The sequence below is a fragment of the Fuchsiella alkaliacetigena genome, assembly GCF_023227765.1.
Lineage (GTDB): Bacteria > Bacillota > Halanaerobiia > Halobacteroidales > Acetohalobiaceae > Fuchsiella > Fuchsiella alkaliacetigena.
Genome location: NZ_JALKBZ010000027.1, coordinates 1 through 22,289, shown reverse-complemented (window position 1 = coordinate 22,289; position 22,289 = coordinate 1). Strand labels below are relative to the sequence as shown.

At 37.7% G+C, this 22,289-nt stretch carries 19 protein-coding genes; 1 reads left to right on the top strand and 18 read right to left on the bottom strand.

All coding sequences use genetic code 11. The features are described 5' to 3' along the window. The first annotated feature begins 93 nt into the window (after nt 1–93). Nucleotides 94–1,752: a bifunctional diguanylate cyclase/phosphohydrolase gene (locus MWH30_RS08785; RefSeq protein WP_248663703.1), complete on the top strand. Its 1,659-nt coding sequence runs from the start codon at nt 94–96 to the stop codon at nt 1,750–1,752. Here MWH30_RS08785 and MWH30_RS08780 read toward each other — a convergent pair. The 18 genes from MWH30_RS08780 to MWH30_RS08695 all read right to left on the bottom strand — a co-directional run bounded on the left by MWH30_RS08780 (nt 1,749) and on the right by MWH30_RS08695 (nt 22,150). Then, nucleotides 1,749–4,004, bottom strand: coding sequence for an HD domain-containing phosphohydrolase (locus MWH30_RS08780; protein ID WP_248663702.1), 2,256 nt, complete (start codon nt 4,002–4,004; stop codon nt 1,749–1,751). The two genes, MWH30_RS08785 and MWH30_RS08780, sit on opposite strands and share 4 nt — an antisense overlap. A 191-nt stretch (nt 4,005–4,195) precedes the next feature. Then, nucleotides 4,196–4,672 carry a hypothetical protein gene (locus MWH30_RS08775; RefSeq protein WP_248663701.1) on the bottom strand — a complete coding sequence of 159 codons (477 nt, stop codon included), beginning with the start codon at nt 4,670–4,672 and terminating at the stop codon, nt 4,196–4,198. 28 nt (nt 4,673–4,700) lie between these two features. Further along, a complete protein-coding gene (gene floA, locus MWH30_RS08770; RefSeq protein ID WP_248663700.1) occupies nt 4,701–5,696 on the bottom strand; it encodes a flotillin-like protein FloA in 996 nt (331 codons plus the stop codon). Nucleotides 5,697–5,701: 5 nt separating this feature from the next. Next, on the bottom strand, nt 5,702–7,042 hold the full coding sequence (locus MWH30_RS08765) for an NfeD family protein (RefSeq protein ID WP_248663699.1): 1,341 nt from the start codon (nt 7,040–7,042) through the stop codon (nt 5,702–5,704). 90 nt (nt 7,043–7,132) lie between these two features. Next, nucleotides 7,133–7,576, bottom strand: a complete 444-nt coding sequence (locus MWH30_RS08760) for a GatB/YqeY domain-containing protein (protein WP_248663698.1) — start codon at nt 7,574–7,576, stop codon at nt 7,133–7,135. Between the two features lie 205 nt (nt 7,577–7,781). After that, nucleotides 7,782–8,126 (bottom strand): histidine triad nucleotide-binding protein, encoded by a 345-nt coding sequence (locus MWH30_RS08755; RefSeq protein WP_248663697.1) that lies wholly within the window; start codon nt 8,124–8,126, stop codon nt 7,782–7,784. A gap of 79 nt (nt 8,127–8,205) precedes the next feature. After that, entirely contained in the window at nt 8,206–9,513 is a 1,308-nt protein-coding gene (gene mtaB / locus MWH30_RS08750; RefSeq protein WP_248663696.1) for a tRNA (N(6)-L-threonylcarbamoyladenosine(37)-C(2))-methylthiotransferase MtaB, read from the bottom strand. Continuing rightward, a complete protein-coding gene (locus MWH30_RS08745) occupies nt 9,510–10,268 on the bottom strand; it encodes a 16S rRNA (uracil(1498)-N(3))-methyltransferase (protein WP_248663695.1) in 759 nt (252 codons plus the stop codon). Before MWH30_RS08745 ends, mtaB begins: the two co-directional genes overlap by 4 nt. Further along, nucleotides 10,261–11,154: a 50S ribosomal protein L11 methyltransferase gene (gene prmA, locus MWH30_RS08740; RefSeq protein WP_248663694.1), complete on the bottom strand. Its 894-nt coding sequence runs from the start codon at nt 11,152–11,154 to the stop codon at nt 10,261–10,263. Before prmA ends, MWH30_RS08745 begins: the two co-directional genes overlap by 8 nt. A gap of 19 nt (nt 11,155–11,173) precedes the next feature. Continuing rightward, the gene (gene dnaJ / locus MWH30_RS08735) at nt 11,174–12,298 is read right to left on the bottom strand and encodes a molecular chaperone DnaJ (protein ID WP_248663693.1); all 1,125 of its coding nucleotides are present in this window, start codon (nt 12,296–12,298) and stop codon (nt 11,174–11,176) included. A gap of 107 nt (nt 12,299–12,405) precedes the next feature. Then, on the bottom strand, nt 12,406–14,295 hold the full coding sequence (gene dnaK / locus MWH30_RS08730) for a molecular chaperone DnaK (protein WP_248663692.1): 1,890 nt from the start codon (nt 14,293–14,295) through the stop codon (nt 12,406–12,408). A 72-nt stretch (nt 14,296–14,367) separates the two neighbouring features. Beyond that, nucleotides 14,368–15,021, bottom strand: coding sequence for a nucleotide exchange factor GrpE (gene grpE, locus MWH30_RS08725; protein WP_248663691.1), 654 nt, complete (start codon nt 15,019–15,021; stop codon nt 14,368–14,370). Nucleotides 15,022–15,043: 22 nt separating this feature from the next. Continuing rightward, nucleotides 15,044–16,093 (bottom strand): heat-inducible transcriptional repressor HrcA, encoded by a 1,050-nt coding sequence (hrcA, locus tag MWH30_RS08720; protein ID WP_248663690.1) that lies wholly within the window; start codon nt 16,091–16,093, stop codon nt 15,044–15,046. Between the two features lie 160 nt (nt 16,094–16,253). Continuing rightward, the gene (hemW, locus tag MWH30_RS08715; protein ID WP_248663689.1) at nt 16,254–17,393 is read right to left on the bottom strand and encodes a radical SAM family heme chaperone HemW; all 1,140 of its coding nucleotides are present in this window, start codon (nt 17,391–17,393) and stop codon (nt 16,254–16,256) included. After that, entirely contained in the window at nt 17,386–19,191 is a 1,806-nt protein-coding gene (gene lepA, locus MWH30_RS08710; protein ID WP_308221611.1) for a translation elongation factor 4, read from the bottom strand. The genes hemW and lepA overlap by 8 nt, the downstream gene beginning before the upstream one ends. 70 nt (nt 19,192–19,261) lie before the next feature. Beyond that, entirely contained in the window at nt 19,262–20,491 is a 1,230-nt protein-coding gene (spoIIP, locus tag MWH30_RS08705; protein ID WP_248663688.1) for a stage II sporulation protein P, read from the bottom strand. 157 nt (nt 20,492–20,648) lie between these two features. Next, nucleotides 20,649–21,635 carry a GPR endopeptidase gene (gene gpr / locus MWH30_RS08700; RefSeq protein ID WP_248663687.1) on the bottom strand — a complete coding sequence of 329 codons (987 nt, stop codon included), beginning with the start codon at nt 21,633–21,635 and terminating at the stop codon, nt 20,649–20,651. Between the two features lie 179 nt (nt 21,636–21,814). Further along, complete coding sequence (locus tag MWH30_RS08695; protein WP_248663686.1) at nt 21,815–22,150, bottom strand: phage holin family protein; 336 nt, start codon at nt 22,148–22,150, stop codon at nt 21,815–21,817. Nucleotides 22,151–22,289: the final 139 nt, after the last annotated feature.

Genomic DNA, 22,289 nt, shown 5'->3' with positions numbered 1-22,289 from the left:
GAGTATATTGAATATATATTGAATTACATATAAAAGTCATCTAGTTAACATTTAACTCAACTAAACGGTTAAATACAGGAGGGCAAACACTCAATGTATCAGGATATAATAAATTTTGAAAAAAATTTTGGCGGCTGGTTGAAATTAACAGCGATCTTTATAGCTAGTTTTTTCTTTTTTGCCAGCAATCCTGCTCATATAAATAATCCTTTATTAGTTAAAAATTTTGGAGCTTTTATTTTAATTCATATTTTATATTATTTAGTCTTAGTTAAAGTGATCAAACAAATGGAAACAGGACATTTACTATGGCTAATAATTTCAACTATTGACCTAGCTTTTGTAGCCTTTCTTATTTACTTAACAGAAGGTCTAAATAGCAACTTCTTTATCTTTTATGCTATTTTTTTATTGATAATTCTCAGCGCTAAACCAGATATTATAGAGTTCTTATTCTTCGGTTTTGTAGGCCATATTACTTCTGTAATTGCCCTCTATGCTTTTTACGAATCAATGAACTTTTACTTCACTATTTCATTTTGGCAACAAGCTATTGGTTTAGGAATTTTCTTTACGGGAGCTTTATTGGTAATGAAAGAATTAACAAAATTAAAAAAGTTAACTATCACCGATAGCCTAACTAATACTTACAATCGTTATTATTTAAATTATAAACTAGAGAAGACAGTTGAAAAAGCTAGAGAGCTTACTATCGACCTCTGTTTATTAATGTTAGACTTAGACAACTTTAAAGAAATCAATGACCAGTTAGGACACCAAGTAGGAGATCAAGTTTTAATCTCTTTAACTGATTATTTGAAAACTGAAATTAATAACCGGGGAGATATTTTTAGATACGGCGGAGATGAATTTGTAATTATGTTAGTAGGAACTTCTGTTTCCGAAGGACAAAGGATAGCTACTAACTTAATTGACGGAATTAAAAATTTAAACTTCACCAATAATAGTAGTTCTATTGTCCAAAGTTTAACTGCTTCTATAGGTATAGCTGCCTTTCCCTACCATGCTCAAGATCCTTATGACCTGCTCAAAAAGGCTGATTATAGTCTAGTTTACGGGGCTAAAAGAAGCGGTGATAATAGTATCTGCGTTTACTCTTCAAATCTGGAAGATAAAAATGTAGATTATGAAATTCAAAGTAATTTTAAAGAGTTTAAAGAAAAACTGGAGTTAGTTCTGTCTTGTATCGAATCCAAAGATGGTTATACAGGAGAACACTGTAAAAGAGTAGCTAATTTTGCTAAAGTTTTAGGGGAGAAAATGGGGTTAAGCTCCGAAAAAATAAATACTATCTGGCTAGCAGGAATGTTACACGATATAGGTAAGTTAGAGTTAAGCGAAAATTTATTAATTAAAAAAGGAGATATCAATGAAAATGAATGGCAATTAATCCAACAACATCCTGTTCGGGGAGTAAAAATGTTACAGCGAATGAAACTGCCCTATCAAACTGAGATAACTAAGGCAGTAGCTCAACATCACGAACGCTTCGATGGCAGCGGCTATCCTAAGGGCCTAAGTGGAAAAGAAATATCATTAGGAGGTCGAATCTTAGCTTTAGCCGATGCCTTCGATGCTATGCAGTCTTTTCGTCCCTATAACTATGCTTTATCCAAAGAAGAAATAATTAAAGAACTTAAAGATCAACGTGGAAAACAGTTCGATCCTGAATTGACCGATCTATTTTTGGACTATTTAGATGAAATCGAAGAGTCTCAACAGGCTATTTAAGTTAATAAATCGACAAACTGCTCCACTAACTGAGGATCAAACTGAGTACCAGCTCCGGACTTTAGCTCTGCCAGAGCTTCCTGTTTGCTCATTGCTTCTTTATATGGTCTTTTATTTGTCATGACATCAAAAGCATCGACAATAGAAATAACTCTAGAAATTAGAGGGATTTCTTCCCCTTTAAGCCCTTGGGGATAACCAGAACCATCCCACCATTCATGATGACACAAGATCCCTTCAGCTACTGCACTTAACTCAGCTGAAGATTCGGCAATCTGATAACCTATTTCGGGATGTCTTTGTATTTCCTGCCATTCTTCATCGGTTAAGGGCCCGGGTTTTTGAATTATCTTCTCCGAAATCCCTACCTTTCCTAAGTCATGCAGCTCAGCTAATAAAACTAAATCCGTTAGTTTGAAATCAGATAAGTCCATAGACTTACCCAACTCTAAAGCTAAATCCTTAAGCCGCTGCGCATGCTCAGCCGTTTCATAAGTCTTTTCAATTAAAGTAGTCTTTAAAGAATCAATAATGGTACTACGAGCGCTTTTGCTTTCCTTAAGCTTATGCTTATACATCCCTTCTTCAGCTCTTTTAAAAGTATCATCTATCTCCTCCGTGCTACTTTCCTTAGTAGCATAACCTAAGGATAAACTAATATTTATTCCTTCCTCTAGCTCCACTTGCTGACACCTATCTCTGATCTGCTCACATAACTTCTGTACTCTTTGCTCACCACTTTGGGGCAGTAAAATAACAAATTCATCTCCAGACCAACGAGCTATAACATCTCTTTTCAAGCAAGTTTCTTCAATTATTCTAGCTACTTTAATTAACAATCGATCTCCTACTTCATACCCAAAAGCACCGTTAATTAGCTTTAAGCCATTTACATCTGCCAGTACAATACTTAAAGGCAGCTCTGCTTTTTGATCAAGCCTATCCATCTCTTCTAATAAAAAAGTGCGATTATAAAGTCCCGTTAAATCATCATGAAAGCTCATATGCTTAATCTTAGCTTCAGAAATTAAACGCTTCAAAGCAGCAGTAGTATGTGAAGTCAGTAATTCAATTAATTTTAAATCCTCTTCATCAAAAGCCGCCACTTTTTCTGAAACCACCTGGAAAACTCCTAGCTTGCCCAAAGGTACTGAAATAGTAGAACGATACTTACTCTTTTTACCAGTCAAAATAGACTCTTTAATCTTAAAAACATCCTTAATTAAGTAAGATCTTCCCGTTTGATAGGTCTTGCCCGGAATGCCTTCATCAATGGATAAATCCTTGCAATAAGCCGAAGACATATTAGAAGAAGTAGCTTTAATTAACAACTTATCTCCTTCTTTAATATTGAGGATACAGAGATTGAAGTCCAAAATATCCTCAGCAGCCTCCATAGTTAATTGATAGACCTCTTCTTTTCTCTGACTAGTTCCCATGCGACTAGTAAGTTTATGTAATAGTTCAATTTTACGCTTATTTTGCTTTAACTCTCTTTGCATCTCTTTTCTTTTGGTAATATCTTGGGCCGTACAGACTACATACTTCACCTCACCCTGCTTATCTAGCTTAGGGTACTTATTAATCTCTAACAGTCTTTTCTCTCCTTGAGCATTCTCCACCCATTCTTGAGTACGAACCTTCTCCTTTTCGCTAAATACCTTTCTATTCTTAGGAATACAGAGCTTCCATTCTTCTTTTTGGCGCACCTCTCTTAAGCTACTATCAACTAAATCTGCCTTTTCTAAGCCTAAAAAATCAGCAAAGGCTTGATTCACTGCTCCATAAGTACGAATGTCCTTTAAGTACCAGATCTGAATATCTATACTATCCAGCAGTATCTCCTGCTGCTCTTTTAGCTCAGTTAAGTCTTCCTTTAACTTATTTAGCTCAGTAATATCTTCCCCAGTAAATACTATAAATTCAAAGTTTTGCTTAATATCTGAAAATAAGTTGCTAGACCAAGAAATTCGATGACGCTGTCCATGCTTCCCTAATAAATAAGTTTCATAGTTTTTTACAGATGAGTTAACAGAAAGTTCCTTAAAACTTTTTTGAAACTCCGCCTCCTCTTTTTGCTCAACAGCTGTAAATAAGGCTTGAAAGTCCTCTCCTTTTACTTCTGCTAAGGAGTAGCCAGTCAAATCAACCCAACTTTGATTAACAAAAACTATTTTTCCTTGAAAATCTAATACTAAAATTAATGCATCAACTGCATTAAAAAGTTGCTGATAAAAATCTACAGAGCCCAAAATTATCCCTACCTTTCTTAATTCTAAATCTACTTTTTAAATTATTAACTCTTAACTAAGCAGTAATTACTATTATCTTTTTCAATGCTAAAGAACTTTCTTCCTGCAAAAACTATAAATATTACTAGAAATATTTAAAATTAAAAAATAAAATCAATTGGCCTCTGTTATTTATAACAGAAGCCAATTAATTACTCTTTATCACTATATAAAGGACTATAAGGGCGTTTAGCTCGGGGAGACCTCAATAGTTCTGTTAAAACAATCCCTTGTCTCAGTTGATGACGATCTAAGCTATCTAAATCCAAGCTTAAATCTTGCTCTGCTTTAGTAGTGTCAGGCTTAGCAGTCAAATCAGCTAGCTTTTGTCTAGCTTTTTTCTTTTTAGCCTTAGCACGGGCCCGCTTAGCTTGCAACTCTTGCTCCTCTTCCAATACCTTATCACCCAAACGCTGCCTATACTTACTTTCTAGCTCTTCATCATCAACTGAAAAAGTCTCTTCCAATTTAACTTCCTGCTCTTGCCGCGCCACTGATGAAGTATCCTCTTTCTCCGGAGCAGACTCTGGAGAAAGATCAGCCTCCTCAAACTCTTCCTCTAGCTTCTTTAAAAAATTCCTGATTAAAACATAGCCCAAATAGATCAGCAGCGGAAATATAAGCTCCATTCTAAAACCTCCTTAGATACCAAAACTCCTAATCAACATTTTTAGGATTTCTCGACTGCTTATCCTGATCCTTGCCCGAAATACTCTCGCGCATATCAGTATCAGCCTGAATATTTTGGAAGTTTAAGTAGTCCATAACTCCCAGCTTACCCTCTTTAAGAGCTTGAGCCATTGCTAAAGGAACCTCAGCCTCGGCTTCTACTACCTTAGATCTCATTCGCTGTACCTGCGCCTTCATCTCTTGCTCTTCAGCTATAGCCATAGCTCTTCTTTCCTCAGCCTTAGCTTGAGCAATCTCCTTATCGGCTTCAGCCTGGTCTGTTTGCAACTGAGCACCAATATTCTTACCTACGTCCACATCGGCTATATCTATAGATAAGATCTCAAAAGCAGTTCCCGAATCTAAACCTTTATCCAGTACAGTTCTAGAAATTGAGTCCGGATTTTCCAAGACGCGAGTATGAGCATCGGCTGAACCGACAGTAGTAACTATTCCTTCACCCACTCTAGCTAAAACAGTCTCTTCTCCAGCACCCCCAACTAATCTTTCGATATTAGCTCTAACCGTTACTCTAGCCGTAGCCTGCACTTGAATTCCATCCATAGCTACCGCAGTCACTATCGGCGTCTGAATCACCTTCGGATTTACACTCATCTGTACCGCTTCTAAGACATCTCGACCAGCTAAATCAATAGCTGCTGCTCTTTCAAAACTCAAATCAATCTCAGCTCTTTCAGCAGCAATCAAAGCATCCACTACTCGATCCACATTTCCTCCGGCTAAATAATGAGCCTCTAAGTTATTAATAGCTAAGTCAATCCCTGCTTTAAAGGACTTAATCAGGGGAGCTACTATATAATTAGGAGGTACTCTCCGTAACCTCATCCCCACCAAAGTAGTAATTCCAATTCTAACTCCTGCCGCCCAAGCAGAAACCCATAAACCAATCGGAATTATGTAACTAAACAACCATACAAAAAATGCTACCGCTATAATAAGCACAATCGGTACTCCAAAAGCCATTAATCTCACTCCTCTTCTTTATTTTTGTTAACTTCCTTGACCACTACTCTACTACCTCGAGCCGATACCACTTTAACCTCTTCTTCAGCCGGCACAAAACCTCCCTCAGAAACTACATCTATTCTTCTACCCTCAATTTCAGCTATTCCAGCCGGACGTAAAGGGGTAACAGTCCTACCCAGCTTGCCAATTAAGTCTTCACTACCTATACTACTGCGATACCCCTTTTCAGTAGTCAGCTCTGTAGCCAGCTCTATTCGACTCCAAGCAGAGCTTTTTAAAAAGTACTTAATAAAGATCACTAAACCTAAGATACTAGCTACCACCGAAATACTAAGTACATAAACAGCAACCTCTTGATTCTCAAAAGTAAAGAATAGACTAGTAATAATAGCAGCAATACCACCAACTCCTGTTACTCCAAAGCCAGGCACTACTAAAACCTCTAAGGCTAATAGAAAAACACCTAATAAAAATAACAATAGCAAGCCTACTCCGGTAGTTCCAGCAATTAATCTACCTGTAAAAAAGAGCCCTAAGGATAAAAGGCCAACACTACCGGCCCCGCCCCAGCCTAGAGTAATAGCTTCAATCACCAAAGCCATAAAGCCTACCGTTAATAGAATAGTACTTACTACTGGATTTGAAGTAAAGCTAGCTAAGTTTTCTCTTAAATTAGGTTCTACCCTCTGTAGCTCATAATCAGTATAACCAGCTTCTTCTAAAGCTTGACTTTGATTAGCGACTACTTGCTGGATAAACCCTAACTCTTTAGCTTCACTAGCACTGAGACTTAATATTTTTCCTGCTTCCACTACTCCTTCTATCTCCAAATCAGCATCTACCATTGCTGCTGCTAACTGAGGATCTCGACCAGTTCTTTCAGCCGTAGATTGAAACTCCTTTCGCAAAGCAGAAATATTCTTCTCAGTATCAGGACTAGGCTCCGCAGCTCCAATGCTACTTCCTCTTTCCATAAACAGCTCATCGCCAGCTAAAGCAATCAAAGCTCCGGCCGACCAAGCTCTACCGCGAACATATACCACCACTGGCAACTGCGTAGCCAATAGTCGATCTCGAATTTGGGTTCCTGCTTTAACTAAGCCCCCAAAGCTATCTACACTTACCAATAAAGCGCTAGCTCCTTCGGCTTCGGCTGTAGCCACTCCTCTATCCACAAAACTGGCTAAGCCTAAATCTATATCCCCGTGTATTGGTAGATGATAGATTAATTGCTGTTCAGTATCTTGAGCCGATAATTCAGTCTCAAGTGCAGTAGTAGCTAAAAAAACTACTAGTATTATTAATACAATAATTAGCAACTTAGAACGAATAGCTTTCTCCATCTTCAGTCAACCTTTCCAATTATTTTTCCTAATTGATATAAAAATACTCGGTACCCAAGCAAAAGCACCGAGCAAAGTCCTTGCCAATATCTATTGTAACCTTTCTCTAACTAAATTATTAACCTTATTACCATCTGCTCTACCTCTAACTTGAGGCATAATAGCTCCCATCACTGCTCCCATATCACTCATATCTTCGGCTCCTACCTCTTCAATAGTCTCTTCAACTAAATCTACTATTTCAGCTTCTGATAATGACTCCGGTAAGTACTGATTAAGAATATTAATCTCTTCCTCTAAATCGGTCGCTACATCCTCCTTACCTACACCTCTATACTCCTCAATAGACTCTCTACGCTGCTTAACCTCCTTAGCTAAAATAGCTATTATCTCCTCATCGCTAAGATCCTTGCGTTCATCTATCTCCACATTTTTAATTGCAGCTCGAGCCATCCGAATTACTGATAGTTTTTTCTTTGCTCCTGACTTCATAGCTTCCTTCATGTCAGCAAGCAGTCTTTCTTTTAGGGACATATTTACTCCCCTCCCTCTTAAAATTAAAATGCTTTCAATTAAATCTAAGTCTATCATTACAATACTTTGTAAATAACTGAGTTTCTTTGCACCTCCGTATTAGTTGACAGTTAAAATTCAAAATCATACATTCAAAACCATTAAAACTATCAATCATTAGATAGTTTTGAACTTCAACTATTAACTTTTACCCATTAACTAAAAATTAACCTGGCGGCCACTGTAAATTTCTTCCACCTAATAAATGGAAGTGTAAATGAAAGACCGTCTGTCCTCCAGCATCTTTACAGTTATTCACAATCCTAAAACCATCATCGGCAATTCCTGCTTCAAATGCTAGTTGATTAGCTACCTGATGGATATGTCCAATTAACTCCTGATCTTCCTCTGCTAAATCCAAAATAGTCTCTATATGTTTTTTAGGTATGATCAAATAATGCACCGGTGCTTGGGGATTGATATCTTTAAAAGCAATTACTTTTTCATCCTCATATACAATATCACTATCAACCTCTTTAGCCACGATCTGACAAAATAGGCATTCAGACACAGCTTCCACCTCCCTCTTGAAGATTATATTCTGGGCCCGATTATAAATTCCTGCTTTTCAAACCATTTAATTATTATAACTACTCACAAATCTCAGCTAATAAGTAGTCTTGATGAACTTCCTTTACTCGAACAGTTACTAAGCATTCTTGATATTTATCTTCACCCTCAGCCAAAATTCGTAAGTAATTATCGCTCAAACCAGTCAATAAACCACTTTCATTATCTCTTTCTGCCTCAAACAACACTTTTAATTTGTGACCGATAAACTGTTGCTTATACTTCTTAGATAGCTTAGCTCCTAATTGATGTAACTTAGCACTACGTTCTTTTTTGACCTTAGAATGCACCTGTTCCGGAAACTTAGCTGCCGGAGTACCTTCTCGTTGAGAATACTTGAAAATATGCAGATCGCTAAACTCCAAACTCTCAATAGTTTGATAAGTCTTTAAGAAGTCCTCTTCTTTCTCTCCCGGAAATCCTACTATCACGTCAGTAGTAATTGCTATCTCTGGAATCAGCTCTCTAATTTCTTCTACCTTAGCTACATACTCCTCTACGCTATAATCACGGTTCATAGCTTCTAAAATCCGATTAGAACCACTCTGCAAAGGTAGATGTAAATGGGAACATAGCTTTTCCTCAGCAGCAATCAAGTTAATTAACTCTTCTTCAACCTCAGTAACCTCTATAGAACTCAGTCGCAGTCTTTTTAAATCAGCAATACTTAAAAGTTCTTTAATCAAAGTCAATAAATCTAATCCCTCATCTTTATCCTCACCATAAGCACCTAAATGAATTCCTGTTAACACTAACTCTTTAAAATCGTTATCTACCAAACGCTGAGCCTCAGCTACAGCAGCCTTCAACTCCCTACTTCTAACTCTCCCGCGAGTATAAGGAATAATACAATAAGCACAGAAGTTATTACAACCATCCTCTACCTTTAAAGAGGCCCGAGTTCTTTGCTTAGCTTCAGTAATAGGCAACTCTTCAAAGTCTTCAGCAGCCTCAACCTCCTGCACGAAGTTTAAAGCCTCGGTAGCTCGCTGCGCCTGTTCTACTAAATCAACTATCTGGCTTCTACCATCAGTACCTACTACTAAATCCACCCCTGTGCTTTCCAAAACTTCTTTGGGGGAAATCTGCGGATAACAGCCCACTACTGCCACTACCGCTTCCGAATTTCTTCTCTTAGCTCGCCGAGCCATTTGCCGAGATTTGCGAGCTCCCTGATGAGTTACAGTACAGGTATTGATCACATAGCAGTCGGCCTGTTCATCGAAATCAACAATCTCATAACCTGATTCTGTAAATAGATTAAGCATAGCTTCAGTATCATACTGATTCACTTTACAACCCAAGGTATAAAACCCTACTTTGTTCATGCTCTACCTCCTAAGTCTCCTCCAGCATAGAGAAGCATACTTAAAGTGGCTATAGCTGCCGTTTCTGTGCGCAGAATACGCGGGCCTAAACTTACCACTTTGGCCCCCCACCTCTTAGCTTGGGCTACTTCTTGAGCACTAAAACCGCCTTCAGGACCAATAATTATTAATATTTTCTGAGGAAACGAAAGCCCTTTTAAAGCATTCTGTAAGGTAACTGCTTCCTCCTCTTCCCAGGCTAAGAAAACCAGCTCATACTCTTCAATTAAAGTCTGAGCTTGACTAAAGTCCCTTAACTCACCAATTTGGGGTATTTTAGCTCGACCCGACTGCTTAGCTGCCTCCTCAGCAATTTTTTGCCAGCGCTGACAACGTCGCTGGGCCTTCTTAGGCTTTAGCTTAACTACACTTCTAGCCGTCTCCAGGGGAATAATCTTAGCTACTCCTAGCTCCGTACATTTCTGCACTATCAAGTCCATTTTTTTACTTTTAGGCAGGCCCTGTAAAATAGTAACTTCTAGCTCTGGCTCCACTTTTATCTCCAACTCTTCCTTAATTTCAGTAATTACTAACTCCGGCTTAGTCTCCACAATTTCTACTAAATACTTATTCCCTTCTCCATCAGCTACACTTAATTGATCACCGCTCTCTAAGCGCAGTGATTTAGTAATATGGGCTACATCATCGCCCGTAATAACTACCTGCTCTTGGTCTATATTATCCGCTTCTACAAAAAAATGATGCTCACTACCCATTACTTTCACCTCTTTGGCCAATAAAGGTTACCCAGTCTTCTCTTTCTTTGATCTTCATAATAGTTAATTCAAACTCCTTCAGTCGCTTTTGAAGCTTACTTTTCTTTTCTATATTAATCCCTGAAAGTATAAATAAACTATTCTCAGCCAAGACCTGCTTAAGATCAGCTATCAACTCCCAAATTATATGCGGCAGGATATTTGCTACCACTAAATCAAACTTCTCATCTACTTCTTTAGTTAAGCTTCCCTGCCTAACTTCAACCTTATTCTGTACTCCATTTAACTCAATATTCTCTTTAGCTGCTTCCACAGCTACTTCATCAATATCCACAGCTAACACCTTCTCCATTCCTAATAAAGCAGCCGCAATAGATAAGATACCAGTCCCACTACCGAGATCTAAAAGACTTTCTCGTCCTAAGCTATACTCCTCAATAGCTTCTAAACACATAGTAGTGGTAGCATGGAGACCAGTACCAAAAGCGCGACCAGGATCCAGTTCAATTACTTGTTGGTCATTGGAGGGTTGATAGTCAGCCCAAGTAGGCTTAATTGCCAATTTTTCGGTAATTTGCCGCGGTTTAAAGTGTTGCTGCCAGGAAGTATGCCAGTCCTCAGCCAAAATTCGTTCAAAAGCCACTTTTCCTGGAGTAATATCTATTCCATAAGCAGGCAAATCCTTAATTCTCTCTTCAATTTCAGTTATTTTTTTGATAGAGCTCTGATTATCAGCTAAATAAGCCTTAATTATTATTTGAGCCTCTGAGCTACTATCTGCTGGTCTTTCTTTGCTTAATCCCTCGATTCCAAACTCAGTTAAGATATTTGTTACAGCTTCCGAAGCTGCTAAAGTAGTAAATATCTCTAACTCTATCCACTTCATGAATTTTAGCTCCTCTAATTTACATTCCGAAGGCGCTTTTTACCTTATCAAAAAAGCCTTCTTTTTCTGGATTTATCTCTTCTCCACTTATTTCAGCAAACTTCTTCATTAGTTCTTTTTGCTCTTCATTCAAATTCTCTGGAATCACCACTTTAACCTTAATATGTTGGTCACCACGTCCGGAACCTTTCAAATAGGGAATTCCTTTATTACGCAGTCGAAAGGAATTACCAGGTTGAGTACCTTCTGGAATTTTAAACTTAACCTTTCCATCCAGAGTAGGGACCTTAATTTCATCACCTAAAGTAGCTTGCACTATATTAATAGGCACTTCACAAATTATATCGTTACCTTGTCTTTCAAATATTTCGTGATCCTTAACCCTAATTACCACGTATAAGTCACCAGCAGGACCACCACGCTCACCAGCTTCTCCTTCTCCGGCAACTCTTAGCCTAGAACCATCTTCCACTCCAGCGGGAATATTTACAGTTAATGAGCTACGTCGTCGCACCTTGCCTTTACCATTACATTCCGGACAAGGATCTTTAATAAACTGTCCATCACCTTGACAGCGATCACAGGTCTTAGTCTGTACAAACTGCCCAAAAGGAGTCTGTTGTCGATATTGAACCTGACCTGTCCCATCACACTTAGCACAGCTTTCTACATCACTACCAGCTTTAGCGCCACTACCATTACATTTATCACATTCCTCAGTACGAGGTATTTTAATCTCTTTTTCTACTCCAAAAGCTGCTTCTTCAAAGTCAATAGTCATATTATACCTTAAGTCGCTTCCTTTGCGGGGTCGATTTCGACGTTGTCCTCTTCTACCTTGCCCACCAAAAAACATATCAAATATATCTTCAAAGCCTTCAAAAGAGCCTTGGCCAAAGCCTCCTCCACCAAAGCCTTCTTGATCAACTCCAGCGTGACCATACTGATCATACCTAGCCCTTAAGTTTTCATCGCTTAACACCTTATAGGCTTCAGAAACCTCTTTGAACTTCTCTTCCGCTTGCGGGTCATCGCTTACATCAGGATGGTATTTTTTAGCTAATTTTCGATAAGCTCTTTTAATTTCCTTATCACTAGCATCCTTGCTAACCCCCAAAACTTCATAATAATCCTTTTTACTCATCACTTTCACCACCTTAAAATTATTATACCTCTCAATAACAACAGAGTCAAAGCCAAAGAAACTTTGGCTTTGACTCTCCCAAACAGCTATTATTTAATAGAAGTTAATTACTCTTCCTCATCCTCTTCATCTTCATCAACCTCTTCATAGTCTACATCTACTACATCGTCATCATCGTCAGCGGCTCCAGGGCCACCAGCGCCTTGAGCTCCTGCTTGTTGTTGGGCCTGCTGTTGTGCTTGAGCATACATCTGCTGAGTTAGTTCATGCAACTGATTACTTAAGTTCTCCTTCTTCTCTTCAATCAAGTCTACATCTATCTCATCAGGATCGACATTGTTAACATCCACATCAGCTAATACTTCCTCTAACTCTTCCTTAGCCGTCTCAATCTGACCTAATACCGAAGTATCAACCTCTTCGCCAGCCTCTTCTAGCGTCTTATCCACTTGATGGACTAAGCTATCGGCTTCAGTAACGGTCTCCACAGCTTCACGACGTCGTTTATCCTCTTCAGCATGCTCTTCAGCGTCCTGTACCATCTGCTCAATCTCTTCTTCAGACAGTCCACTATCGGACTTAATAGTAATCTGCTGCTCATTACCAGTCCCTTTATCCTCAGCAGAAACATTTACAATTCCGTTAGCGTCTATATCAAAGGTAACTTCAATCTGTGGTGTTCCTCGCGGTGCTGGAGGAATATCCGTTAGCTGAAAACGACCTAAAGTTTTATTATCCTTGGCCATCTCTCGCTCTCCCTGTAAGACATGAATATCTACCGAAGTCTGATTATCGGCTGCGGTAGTAAAGACCTTACTTTCAGCAGCGGGAATAGTAGTATTTCTCTCGATTAACTTAGTAAATACTCCCCCCATAGTCTCAATTCCTAAAGACAGAGGCGTAACATCTAACAGAACTAGGTCATCTACATCACCAGCTAAAACCCCAGCTTGAATAGCAGCTCCAATAGCTACACACTCATCCGGATTAATTCTCTTATTAGGGTCCTGGCCTAACTCTTTCTTAATTGCTTCTTGTACAGCTGGAATCCTAGTAGAACCACCTACTAATAATACGTGATCTATATCATTTTTACTTAACTCTGCATCGGATAAAGCTTGACGAGTAGGATTCATAGTGTTTTCCACTAAATCAGCAGTCATCTTTTCAAACTGAGATCTACTTAAGTCTACATCAAGATGCTTGGGCCCGCTTTCAGTTTGAGTAATAAAGGGTAAATTCACATTAGTAGTAGCTACCCCTGATAACTCCTTTTTAGCCTTTTCAGCAGCATCTCTCAATCTCTGTAAAGACATCTTATCCTCTCTTAAATCTATTCCGTGTTCTTTTTTAAACTCTTCAGCTAAGTAATCTATAATCTTTTCATCAAAATCATCGCCACCTAGTTTATTATTTCCACTGGTAGCTATTACTTCAAATACACCTCCACCTAATTCTAAAATGGAAACATCAAAAGTTCCTCCACCTAAGTCATAAACTAAAATTGTCTGATCACTCTCATCATCTAATCCATAAGCCAAGGCAGCTGCCGTAGGTTCATTAATTATTCTTTCTACTTCTAAACCAGCAATCTTGCCGGCATCCTTAGTAGCTTGCCTTTGAGCATCGCTGAAATAAGCCGGTACAGTAATTACCGCTTTTTTAACTTCTCCTCCTAAGTATTCCTCAGCATCACGCTTCAGTTTCTGTAAAATCATAGCTGAAATCTGTTGCGGGGTATACTCCTCACCATTTAATTCTGTTGTATAATCACTTCCCATATGTCGCTTAATGGAAACCTCTGTTTGATCTGGATTAGTAATAACCTGCCGCTTAGCAGCTTCACCAACTAATCTTTCTCCCTTTTTAGAAAAACCAACTACCGAAGGAGTAGTTCTATTCCCTTCAGCATTGGGAATTACCGTCGGTTCACCACCTTCAATCACACTTACGCAGGAATTAGTAGTTCCTAAATCAATTCCAATTACTTTACTCATCTGTCTGTATCCTCCTTATTATTTAATTTACAGTGTTATGATTAATCATTATCAGACTTCAATGTCCTATAACTACTCTGCAACCTTAACCATAGCTGGACGTAAAACCTGATCTTCAAATAAATAACCCTTCTGTAGCTCTTCTACAATTATTCCTGATTCATATTCAGCACTTTCTACCTTCATCATTGCTTCGTGTAAGTTAGGATCAAACTCCTCCCCTACAGTATCTATCTCTGTTACTCCTTCTTCCTCTAACACTTTAAGCAACTGCTTCCAAATCATATTTAATCCTTCAATAACCTCATCTAACTCCTGCTCTTCCTTAACAGAAGACAGAGCTCGCTCAAAATTATCTATAATAGGCAATAACTCAATCAATAACTCCTCAGTTGCAGTACAACGTAAACGTTTTTTCTCCTTAGCAACTCGCTTTTTATAATTGGAAAATTCAGCTTGTAATCTCTGAATTCTATCTTTATACTTTTCATTTTCCTCTGCTAATTGATTTGCTTTTTCCTTTAATTGTAGAAATTCTTCTTCGCTTACCTCTATTTCAACTTCATCATCTAGCAGTTCTTCTTCATCAGCTTCATCTTCTGCTTCTGCTTGCTCCTCATTAGTTATCAACTCTAAGTTTTCTTTAATATCTTCTTCCTTTTCCACTTCCTCATCTGTCTTGCTATTTTCCTCAGACTCCTGATTCACCAATTCTTCTTCACCCATTAACTTCACCACCTAATTAAGCTTATTTATTCATATCAGCCAATAAATCATTCAAAACTTTAGTCACCAACTCCACTATGGACACCACATTAGGATAATTCATTCTAGTGGGCCCTAAAACGCCAATCTTACCTATAGGTCGACCATTTAACTGATAAGTAGCAGTCACAATGCTACAGTCCTTAATCTCCTCAAAGTCATTTTCTTCTCCAATAGTAATCTTAATTCCAGTATGTTCATAAGGTATAGTATCCAAAATGTTGCGTAAAAATTCCTCTTCTTCTAAAATATTCAATACCGTTTTCACCTTATGAATATCGTTGTTAAACTCAGGTTGATCCAAAATATTAGTAGTTCCGCCCAAATATATCTTATCAGTACCATAACTAGTTACAAAATAATTAGGCTTTAAAAGATCTAACTTACCCTCTAGAAAGTTAAGCCGATTAATTAACTCATTTTCTAAACTACTTAATAATTCTTCATCGATCTCACTGAGTGTTAAACCATGTAGCTTTTCATTCAAGTGCCTAGCAATCTCTTGTAACTCTGAGCTGCTAAGCCTTTGCGGTAAGGTGATTACCTTATTCTGAATTAAACCTAAATCAGTAATCAAAACCAATAAAACCTGACACTCTTCTAAGGCAAATAGCTTTAATTTATGAAAATAACTATTTTGAGTCTTAGGACTTAAAACTAAAGAAGTATACTTAGTCAGTTCCGATAACATATCGGAAGTCTGGTCTATTATCTCTTGAATCTCTTTAGCTCTAGCTCGATAATTTTCTTCAATTGCTTGCTGCTTCTGCTTGGAAATCTCCTTTAACTCCATTAAAGTATCAACATAAAATCTATATCCCTTATCCGAAGGAATCCTGCCCGCCGACTTATGGGGCTTTTTTAAATAACCCATAGCCTCCAAATCCGCTGTTTCATTGCGAATAGTAGCCGAACTAACCCCAAAGTCATAGCGCCGAGCCAAAGTTCGAGAACCAACCGGCTCAGCTGTCATCACATATTCATTTATGATAGCTTTCAATATCTTCTTCTTACGCTCCGTCATCTCCAACATCAGCTATCACCCCTTAGTATTAGCACTCATCAACCCCGAGTGCTAATAATGCTATAATTAAAATATCACTTACCTTAGCATTTGTCAAATTTTTTTAAAACTGATTAAAAGTAATTAAACACCTTAAACTCCACATTACTCTTAAATACTCAGTATATTTTCAAAGGATAAACTCTGCTAAAACATCATTAGCCATTAACAATCCCTGTCTACTAAGCGCAATTCTATTATCATTTATCTTAATTAAACCTAATTGTTTCAATTTAGTGATTTCTTGGGAATATAAATCTGTCAACTCTTTATCGAACTCCTGAGCAAACTCAACTAAAGAAATTCCATCTCTCAAGTTAAGTCCTAAAATCATTTTAGCTACTATTTTATCTTCCATAGTTAAAACTTCTACCTTATCTAAAGGCAACTTTCCTTGTTCTAAGTAACTAAGATAACTACTAAGTGAGTTTACATTTCTTCCCCTCACTTCCCCATCGAAAAAATGAACTCCAGCTCCTAAAGCTAGATAAGGCTGACCTTGCCAATAGAGCTGATTATGTTCCGAACTATAATTTGGACGAGCAAAGCTACAAATTTCATAATGTTCATAACCAGCTGCTAAAAAAAGTTCAATAGCTCGTTCATATAGCTGTCGGTCTAATTGCTCAGAAACTAAATCTAAACTGCCCTTCTCCAATAAAAGTTCAAACACAGTTCCAGGAACAATCTCCAAACTATAAGTGCTTAAATGTTCAGGCCGTAGTTGCACTGCCCGCTTTAAAGTAAGCTCCCAATCAGCCAAGCTCTGACCTGGCACAGCAAATAGTAAATCCAAATTAATATTTTTAAAACCTATCTCTCTAGCTAAATAATAACTATCTATAGCCTCCTGCCTCGTATGAGCCCTACCTAAGCTCTGTAAATAATTGTTATTAAAAGACTGCACTCCCAAACTTAAGCGATTAATACCCGCTTCCTTTAATATAGCTAACTTATTGCTATTCACTGTATCAGGATTAGCCTCCAAGCTGACCTCCAGTTCAGTACTTACTTGAAACTCCTTATTTACAGCTAATAATAACTGATAAATCTGCTCTCCAGTTAAAGAGCTAGGAGTCCCTCCGCCAATAAAAATAGTCTTCAAGCGGGGATGTTCATATTTAGCAGCTAACAGCTTCAATTCTTCTTGCAAAGCAGCTAAGTACTCCTTAACTAAACTCGGCTCCCATAATACAGAGTTATAATCACAGTAATAACATTTACTAATACAAAAGGGAATATGGATATAGAGCCCAAAGCTATTATTCATCAATCTCCAACACAGCCATAAAGGCTTCTTGGGGAATTTCTACACTACCTACCTGCTTTGCTCTCTTCTTACCCTCTTTTTGTTGTTCCAATAACTTTTTCTTTCGACTTACATCGCCACCATAACACTTCTGTAATACATTTTTACGCTTAGCCCTAATAGTCTGCCGAGCAATTACTTTGCTACCAATAGCAGCCTGTACAGGCACTTCAAATATCTGCTGAGGAATAAACTCCTTTAACTTCTTAGTTAAGCTTTGTCCAATTTGATAAGATTTTTCTTCATGCACAATACAGGATAAAGCATCCACCGGCTCCTTATTGACCAAAATATCCAATTTAACCAAATCAGCCTGACGATAACCTTGAAACTCATAATCCAAAGTAGCATAACCTCTAGTTACCGACTTTAATTGATCAAAGAAATCCAAAACTATCTCGCTTAAAGGTAGATCATAAACCAGCTTAACTCTATTTTCATCCAAGTACTGCATGTCCTTAAACTCGCCTCTTCTAGTTTCAGCTAACTCCATTCCTGAACCTACATAATCATCCGGCAAAAGAATAGTAGCCTCCACAAAAGGTTCTTCAATGAAGTCTATATACTGCCGTTCAGGCATCTGGGCCGGATTTTCGATTTCCACCACTTCTCCATCACTTTTGTGAATTTTATAAATTACGCTAGGAGCAGTAGTAATTAAGTCCAAATTATGTTCTCGCTCCAGTCTTTCCTGGATAATTTCCATATGAAGTAAGCCCAAAAAGCCACAACGATAACCAAAGCCTAAAGCTTCCGATGTTTCCGGCTCAAAAGTCAAAGAGGCATCATTTAACTGCAACCTTTCTAAAGACTCCTTTAAAGCTTCATAATCATCTCCTTCCACAGGATAAAGACCACAAAAGACCATCGGTTTAGCTGGCTGATAACCTGGTAGAGCTTCAGTTGCTGGATTTTCAGCCTCAGTAATGGTATCTCCTACCTGAGACTGCTTAACTTCCTTAATTCCAGCAATCAAGTAACCTACTTCTCCTACTGCTAGTTCTTCTGCCGAAACCATCTGCGGAGCAAAGACTCCTACTTCTTCCACTTCGAACTGGCCTCCAGTAGCCATCATCTGAATTTTCATCCCCGGCTTTATACTACCTTCCATAACCCGATAGTAAGCAATCACCCCTTGATAAGGATCGTATACAGAATCAAAAATTAAAGCCTGTAAGGGATTATCAACATCACCTGTAGGTGGGGGAACTCTATTTACCACCGCTGCTAAGACATCCTCAACTCCTGTTCCCTCCTTAGCACTAGTCAAAATAGCTTCATCAGGATCCAAGCCAATATCTATTAACTCTTCTTTAATACGCATTGGATCAGCATTAGGTAAGTCAATTTTATTAATAATAGGAATAATCTCCAAATCGGCTTCTAAAGCTAAATAAATATTAGCTAAAGTTTGGGCCTCAACTCCCTGAGCAGCATCAATAACCAACAGCGCTCCTTCACAAGCATTCAAACTCCTAGAAACTTCATAAGTAAAGTCCACATGCCCCGGAGTATCTATCAAATTCAAAACATAGTTTTGCCCATCCTCAGCTTGATAGTCCATTCTCACCGCCTGAGCCTTAATAGTAATCCCTCTTTCTCTTTCTAAATCCATACTATCTAAAAGCTGCTCCTGCATATCCCTCTCAGTTACAGTCTCCGTATGTTCTAAGAGTCTATCAGCTAAAGTCGATTTACCGTGATCAATATGGGCTATAATACAAAAATTCCTAATCCTTTGTTGTTGAGTATCTTTCACCTTATGAACCTCCTCTATCTAAAGCTTATCCTCCTAATTATAACACCGATTCTTTAATTTATCAAACTACCTAAAATCTCTCTTCAACTAATAAAGCAGCTATTACATCGGCCAACAATCTAACAGAACGTTTAGCTTCCGGTAAAGTATTATTTACATCACCAATCTCCAACAGCAATGTATTAGGATGTAAATCCTGATTATAACGTCTATCATCTATCACTTTTACTTGCCGCAACAAACCCGGATACATCTCTTCCATCTTATCAGCTAAACGATTAGCAAAATCTAAATTTTTCTCCCAATCAGGATGACTTAATTCAAAGCCTGGCTCAGTTCTAGTAACTAATAACATTATCCTCGCCACATCTTCTCCTTCAATAGTAGTTCTAATTAAAGATTCATCTTTAGTCGCTATTGCATCACGATGAATATCGAATAACATTTTCAAATTAGGATTTTCTGATACTAACTCTTTAGCTACCTCGCGCGAACGAAGGTAAGACTCTCGATAAATCTGATCAGTAACCTCTTGGGATTGAACCGTTTGAATTCCGTGTTGAGACTCTAAAGTAGTAAGCAGTTCACGACCAACTTCAACTATATCGCCTCTCTCTCCTGGAGAAGAACGATATTCAAAAACACTAGCCCCATCTTCATAGCTTTCGGAAGTATGGCTATGGTAGATCCCCACTAAATTACCGCTAGCAAAGTCCTCAGCTTCAGCTGGCTCTCTAGGTTCAGGTAGCTCCAACTCAGAAGCTTGTCTTTCCTCATCAATTGCTAAATTGCTCTGCTGCTCATTAGTTAAGCTTCCACTATCCAGCCCTGAACTACTATTTCCTTTAAAGAGTTCTTCTTCCTTAGCTAAATCCTCTTCACCACTTGAATACCCAGCTTCTCCATCGGCCAAAGTATTTTTTTCTAACATCTGTAAAGGAAGTTCAGATTCAAAAATATTAATCGGATCTCTAATCTTAACATCCACTAAAGACTTCGCAATTAAGTCTATCAAGTCCAGCGGATTGGCAAATAAATAAGTTAAAGGTCTTTGCTGCTGAACACCTAACACAGGAATAGCTCGCCTTAAGATTTCTTTAGCATTATCAGTATTCATTTCTAAAGGAAAAAACAGTTTAGATCTATCAAAAAATTCTTGCTCTTCATATTCTCCTAGCTCTAAAGTTGGATTAGAAAAAAGTCTAATCTCTCTAGAACTATTAAAAAAGATAAAAGTTATAAAAATAATTATGCAGATTAAAAAAATAATTGCTTTTTTTGAAAAACTATTTGCCAACATAGGTATTACACCTACCCTATATTTATACCTATGTAAGAACTTTAAAAGTATAACCTAATCTAGCTAAAAGACTCTGCAACAATATTGAAATAACGATATTATTTTAAACAAATTTAAAAAAAGGAGCCCTGATTATAATCAAGGCTCCTGCCAATATCTACTGCAAATAAAGACCTACATCTTCAATTCTAATATCAGGATGGAGATTAACATTGAGACCTCCAGCTATCACTCTACTTACATTTTTAATTAATTGATCTATAGCTTTAGGACTTACAATTAAATCTCCTAAATAAGGCTCTAAAATACTATCAACTACTTCTTTTTTCTGTTCTTGTAAGGCCTGCTGCAAATTAGTATTATTTAAATTTTCATCTTTAGCCAGCAAATCTATAGTATCGCTAACTATAGTAATGGAGTTAATTACAGTCGGGACTCCAATAGCAACTACGGGCACCCCCATATCCTCTTCAGTAATTCCAATTCTTTGCTTTCCGAGCCCAGAACCAGGATAAATACCAGTATTGCTAATTTGAATAGTCGAAGCTAAATGCTTAGTATCCCTGGATACTAAAGAATCAACCGCTATTACTAAATCTGGATTAACTCTATCGATTACCCCTTTCAAAATTTCGGCAGTCTCAATTCCGGTTAATCCCAAAACACCTGGAGATAAAGCACAAACTGGGCGCATCCCTTCTCGTGCTTCCTGAGGAGAAGAGTCATAAAGATGCCTAGTTACTAACAAATGATGAACTACCTGCGGGCCCAAAGCATCTGGAGTAGCATTCCAGTTACCTAGACCGATTACTAAAATAGTAGGTTCTTGATTAATTGCTTGGCCTAAACTATTATAGTCTATCAACTGAGCTAATTCTCTAGCTAAAACACCGCTTAAATACTCATGCAGTTCTCGATCTCCAGCCCTTAATTCTTCAGCTTCAATAGTTATATAGTTACCCGGTTTTTTACCAATTACTTGAGCCGCTTGTTGGTTTAAAACTTCAACCCTACTAATATGCGCCCCATCTAACTGTTCTTCTTCCAAATTAACTCCTTGTACTTCTTGTGAAGTTCTTTCCAGTGCTAAGTTATGAGACTCTACAGCTAAATCAGTATATACACCTGAATCTAAATTATTCATATATGCAAGCTAGTATTTTCGCTCCTTTCTATTAATAATATACACCCCAATCCGAGATGCTACATTAGTACATAAAATATTAAACTTAGCTAATAACTAAATGTAGCATCCAGATTAATCTAAAGTTCTCTAAATCTTTGTTTAAAAAATGGGGTGTTTTAGCTAATTGCTAACTTAAATTATCTTAGCTCCGTAGGCACAACTGCATCTACAATTCCAATTATTACTGCTGCCAAAGCAGCTCCAATTATACTAACAGTCATATCAGCTACTACAAACTGAGTAAGATAGATTACTACTGCCGAAGTTATAAAACCAATTACACCCCTATTTTGAGGTGAAATTTCATCGCCCATTAAGGCTTCTACAAGATATCCTATAACTGCAATTACTATAGCAGCAATTAAAGCACTACCAAAACCTATAATTTCAAACCCCGGTAGAAAGAAACCTACTGCTAAAAGTACAAAAGCTGAGACGACAAATCTAATTACTGCACCTAACCAGTTTTCCATCGACTCCACCTCCTTCAATTACTAATAATAGTTTATCCAAGTCCATTTTTTCTATTCAAAGGCCAGGGCAATCGCATGAATAAATTTTATTTTAAAACTCAATCTTATTTCTTATACTCAGTTTGAATTTAAAAAATGC

Bases quoted from the DNA above. Each gene is read 5' to 3' on its own strand.
- MWH30_RS08745 (WP_248663695.1), bottom strand. From the start codon at position 10,268: ATGGGTAGTGAGCATCATTTTTTTGTAGAAGCGGATAATATAGACCAA.
- MWH30_RS08695 (WP_248663686.1), bottom strand. From the start codon at position 22,150: ATGGAAAACTGGTTAGGTGCAGTAATTAGATTTGTCGTCTCAGCTTTT.
- dnaJ (WP_248663693.1), bottom strand. From the start codon at position 12,298: ATGAGTAAAAAGGATTATTATGAAGTTTTGGGGGTTAGCAAGGATGCT.
- prmA (WP_248663694.1), bottom strand. From the start codon at position 11,154: ATGAAGTGGATAGAGTTAGAGATATTTACTACTTTAGCAGCTTCGGAA.
- floA (WP_248663700.1), bottom strand. From the start codon at position 5,696: ATGGCTTTTGGAGTACCGATTGTGCTTATTATAGCGGTAGCATTTTTT.
- mtaB (WP_248663696.1), bottom strand. From the start codon at position 9,513: ATGAACAAAGTAGGGTTTTATACCTTGGGTTGTAAAGTGAATCAGTAT.
- hemW (WP_248663689.1), bottom strand. From the start codon at position 17,393: ATGAATAATAGCTTTGGGCTCTATATCCATATTCCCTTTTGTATTAGT.
- spoIIP (WP_248663688.1), bottom strand. From the start codon at position 20,491: ATGTTGGCAAATAGTTTTTCAAAAAAAGCAATTATTTTTTTAATCTGC.
- gpr (WP_248663687.1), bottom strand. From the start codon at position 21,635: ATGAATAATTTAGATTCAGGTGTATATACTGATTTAGCTGTAGAGTCT.
- hrcA (WP_248663690.1), bottom strand. From the start codon at position 16,093: ATGTTGGAGATGACGGAGCGTAAGAAGAAGATATTGAAAGCTATCATA.
- MWH30_RS08760 (WP_248663698.1), bottom strand. From the start codon at position 7,576: ATGTCCCTAAAAGAAAGACTGCTTGCTGACATGAAGGAAGCTATGAAG.
- grpE (WP_248663691.1), bottom strand. From the start codon at position 15,021: ATGGGTGAAGAAGAATTGGTGAATCAGGAGTCTGAGGAAAATAGCAAG.
- dnaK (WP_248663692.1), bottom strand. From the start codon at position 14,295: ATGAGTAAAGTAATTGGAATTGATTTAGGAACTACTAATTCCTGCGTA.
- MWH30_RS08785 (WP_248663703.1), top strand. From the start codon at position 94: ATGTATCAGGATATAATAAATTTTGAAAAAAATTTTGGCGGCTGGTTG.
- MWH30_RS08765 (WP_248663699.1), bottom strand. From the start codon at position 7,042: ATGGAGAAAGCTATTCGTTCTAAGTTGCTAATTATTGTATTAATAATA.
- MWH30_RS08775 (WP_248663701.1), bottom strand. From the start codon at position 4,672: ATGGAGCTTATATTTCCGCTGCTGATCTATTTGGGCTATGTTTTAATC.